The organism is Mesorhizobium sp. M7A.F.Ca.CA.002.15.2.1, assembly GCF_003998715.1.
GTDB classification, from domain to species: Bacteria; Pseudomonadota; Alphaproteobacteria; order Rhizobiales; family Rhizobiaceae; genus Mesorhizobium; species Mesorhizobium ciceri.
This window is the reverse complement of record NZ_RZPI01000570.1, coordinates 1-3,743: the sequence shown is the minus strand read 5'-3', so window position 1 is coordinate 3,743 and position 3,743 is coordinate 1. Positions and strand designations below refer to the sequence as shown.

Below are 3,743 nucleotides of genomic sequence, written 5' to 3'. Positions count from 1 at the left end.
TGGCAAGCGTTGCCGCGACACCCAGCGCGCACATCACCCAGAAAGTCGCACGCCAGCCCCAGATGTTGCCGATCGCGGTGCCGGCCGGCACGCCGATGACGTTGGAGACGGTGAGGCCGGACAGGATGACGGCGACAGCCATGCCGCGCTGGTCCTCGCGCACGAGACCGACGGCAACGACCATGGCGACGCCGAAATAGGCGCCATGCGCGACCGCCACGGCAATGAGCAACAGAAGCATCGAGGTGAAATCGGGCGCCAGCGCGCAAGCCGCCTGGCCAATGGTGAAGGCGATGGCTAGGCCGAGCAGCAGGCTCTTGCGCGACAATGACTTGGTGGCGAGCGCCAGCAGCGGGCCGCCGATGGCGATGCCGCCGGCATAGCCGGAGACGAGATAGCCGGCGGAGGGAACCGAGACGCCCAGGCCTTGCGCCACCTGCGGCAGCACGCCGGCAATGACGAATTCGGTGGTGCCGAAGGCAAAGGCGGCGATGAACAGGGCGATGAGCGGAAGCGACATGGGGAAGCCTTAGCTGGAAGCGCCTCAAACCACGGATGGGCTTTGCGGGCAATCCAGAAATTTTTGTCGCGAGTTTAGGTTTTCTTGAATTGGATGCGAGCAGCCGCTTCCCTTCTCCCCAGGGGAGAAGGGAAAGTGGCGCTTCTCAGCTCGCCTTCAACCGCGACCCCGTCAGCAGGCCGCGCTCTTCAAGCACCGGATAGGCCATCGAGGCCAGCAGCGAATTGATCTGTTTCAGGTCGCGGATGGTGTCGAGATGGATCGAGCTGGTTTCGACGCTCTTGGCGGTGCCGTCGCGCAGCCGCACGAAATGGCTGGCGCTGGTTTCCTTTTCGCGGTCGCGCAGCCGGTCCTTTTCCAGCACCAGCTGACGGGCGGTCTCGGGATCGCGCGACACCAGAACGTTGAAGGCAAGCCGCGCATTGGCCAGAACCGAGCCATGGAAGGCGCACAGCTCGGCCCAGCCCTCGTCGGTGAATTCCAGTCCGCGCTCGAACTTCTTCTTCACATGCACCAGCATGTTGCGCACGATGATGTCGCCGACCTGCTCGAGCTTGACGCAGGCGCCGATCAGTTCCTGGCAGCGCAGCGCCTCGTCCTCGGTCAGCGGGTTCCTGGTCAGTTTGGCGAGGTAGAGCTTGATCGCGGCGTGCTTGCGGTCGACGCGGTCGTCGAGTGCGGCCAGCGCCTTGATCTTGTCGGCGTCGGCACTTTCATAGAGTTCGATGATACGCTTGAGCATGATCTCGATCGTCTCGCAGACCCGCACCACCTCGCGGGTGGCATTGGCCAGCGCCTGGCTCGGCACGTCGAGCGCGCTTTCGTTGAGCGCGGACAGCTCGACGACGTCAAGCGAGGCGGCCGGCACGGGCTTGGTGCCAAGTGCGACGATCTTCTCCGAAGCGCGGTAGACGAAGCCTGCCAGCGGCAGGCCGGCGAGCAGGATCAGCACATTGAACAGGATGTGGGCATTGACGATCTGGTCCGCCGCCGTCGAACCGAGAAAGGCGAAGTGCGGCCTGAAGATCATGACCAGGATCAGCATGACCAGCGAGCCAAGCCCGCGCATCAGGAGATTGCCGATCGGCACGACGCGCACCTCGGGGCTCGACGAACGGGTCAGCATCGGCGCGATGATCGAGGAGCCGAGGTTGACGCCAAGGATGAGAACGACGCCAAGTTCGGGCGTGATCAGGCCACGGCCTGCCAGCGTCGCCATCAACAGCACCGCCGCGATGCTCGACTGGAACAGCCAGGTGATCAGTGCCGCCAGCAGATAGGCGGTGATGGAATCGGTCGAGAAGTAGTTGATGATGACCGGCATGAGCTGGCTGTTGCGCAGGGGCTCCGATGCCTGGCCGATCATCTCCAGCGAGAGGATCAGAAGGCCGATGCCGACCAGGATGCGGCCGGACTGGCGCCAGTCGCGCCGCTCGGTGGCCATGAACATGACCGTGCCGGTGATCAGGCACAGCGGCACCAGCAAGGTGAGGTCGAAGGTCAGCAGCTTGACCACCAGCGCCGATCCGATTTCGGCGCCGCGCACTGCCAATTGACCCGCGGCGCCAGAGACGATGCCAGAGCCGGCGAAGGAGCCGACCAGCAGCGTGACGGCGGTGGAGCTCTGCAGGGCGATGGCAAGGCCGGTGCCGGCCAGCACCGCCATGATCGGATTGCGCATGGTGGCGCGGAGGCGATGGCGCAGCACGTCGCCATAGGCGCGTTCAACGCCGGTCTTCACCATGCGGGTGGCAAACAGCATCAGCGCCACGGCGCCGGCCAGATGCAGAAGGACGACGGACCCGCTCATTTCGTCCCCCGCATGCAAACAGGGCGCCCGCCCTGTTTTGCGTGGCGATCAGAAGGAAAAACGAGGGAACGAATCATGTTCATGGCGGTGACTTATAATAGCTCGAATATTTTAGCCGGATAATAAAATCTTGTCGATTTCAAGGGCCGTTGCCGCGCGACAGGCGGTGTCGGAAAATGGACGGACGCGCAAATGGTTGCATTGCTGGGCGGGCGCGAAGCGGCGGATAGGCCGAGTTTGCGGTGCGACTGGCTCCTGCCTTTGCGATCATGTTCAGCTTCCTTGGGTAAATCAAGGAATCCATTACATAATTGTAATGCGTGCGTTCAGTTTCGGTTCATCGATGGGCAGCTACTGCTTCGATATCGACAACCAAGGAGACTTCTCATGAAACGCATCGTCCTTTCCGCACTCGCTTTCTCGATGCTGGCCGCCACGTCGCTCACCGGCCAGGCCGCACCGCTGAATGCGCCGAACGCGCCGCAGTCGAACTACAGCCAGGTCGACTGGCAGAAGCCCGGCCACCACAGCGATGTGAGGAAGCGCGTTTACAAGAAGAAGGTCGTCGTCGTGAAGCGCAACAACTGGCGGCATGGCCAGAAATATTCCGGCTGGAAGCGCCATCAGCCGATCCGCGACTATGGCCGCTACGGCCTGCATCGCCCCGGCCGCGGCCAGGAATGGATCCGCGTCGGCAACGACTATGTGCTGGTCGGCATCCTCTCCGGCGTCATCTTCGGCGCGCTTGCCGCGCATTAATCGGCACCTTGCCGGACATTGAAAAGGGAGGCGGCCCGCTACGGCCGCCTTTCTTTTTGCCTGTGGAAACCGGGTATGGCCCGCATTAAGGGTCGTCGGATTTCGCGGGCGTGATTATATAATCGGGAAACGAGTTCCCCGATGCGCTTTCCACCCGCCTTCCTCGACGAGATACGCGACCGCGTGCCGATTTCATCGGTGATCGGCCAGCGCGTCGCGTGGGACCGCAAGAAGACCAACGCACCGCGCGGCGACTATTGGGCCTGCTGCCCGTTCCATGGCGAGAAGAGCCCTTCCTTCCACTGCGAGGACAAGAAGGGCCGCTACCATTGTTTCGGCTGTTCGGTCTCGGGCGATCATTTCAAGTTCCTCACCGAACTGGACGGGATGAGCTTTCCCGAAGCTGTGGAAAAGATCGCCGACATGGCCGGGGTGCCGATGCCGGTCCGCGATGCGCAGGAGGAGCGGCGCGAAAAGGAACGCGCCAGCCTGACCGACGTCATGGAGATGGCGACCGCCTTCTTCCAGGAACGGCTGCAGGGACCGGAAGGCGCCAAGGCGCGTGCCTATCTGCGCGACCGCGGCCTGACGCCGGCGACGCAGCAATCGTTCCGGCTTGGTTTTGCGCCCGACAGCCGCAATGCGCTGAAGGAG

General features: G+C 63.1%; 4 protein-coding genes. 2 read left to right on the top strand and 2 right to left on the bottom strand.

Annotated features, from left to right (window positions below; genetic code table 11):
* A partial coding sequence (locus ENZ74_RS25270; protein WP_164761195.1) for an MFS transporter occupies positions 1-520 on the bottom strand: 520 nt, incomplete at its 3' end.
* Between the two features lie 145 nt (positions 521-665).
* Complete coding sequence (locus ENZ74_RS25265) at positions 666-2,330, bottom strand: Na/Pi cotransporter family protein (protein ID WP_013530146.1); 1,665 nt, start codon at positions 2,328-2,330, stop codon at positions 666-668.
* 387 nt (positions 2,331-2,717) lie between these two features.
* Between ENZ74_RS25265 and ENZ74_RS25260 the strand changes: the two genes are divergently transcribed.
* Positions 2,718-3,089, top strand: a complete 372-nt coding sequence (locus tag ENZ74_RS25260; RefSeq protein WP_013530147.1) for an RcnB family protein — start codon at positions 2,718-2,720, stop codon at positions 3,087-3,089.
* Positions 3,090-3,230: 141 nt separating this feature from the next.
* Positions 3,231-3,743 (top strand): DNA primase (locus ENZ74_RS25255; protein WP_245471002.1); only part of this gene is annotated, 513 nt, incomplete at its 3' end.

Excerpts from the sequence above, each read along its gene's own strand:
- ENZ74_RS25265 (WP_013530146.1), bottom strand. The coding sequence starts at position 2,330 with ATGAGCGGGTCCGTCGTCCTTCTGCATCTGGCCGGCGCCGTGGCGCTG.
- ENZ74_RS25260 (WP_013530147.1), top strand. The coding sequence starts at position 2,718 with ATGAAACGCATCGTCCTTTCCGCACTCGCTTTCTCGATGCTGGCCGCC.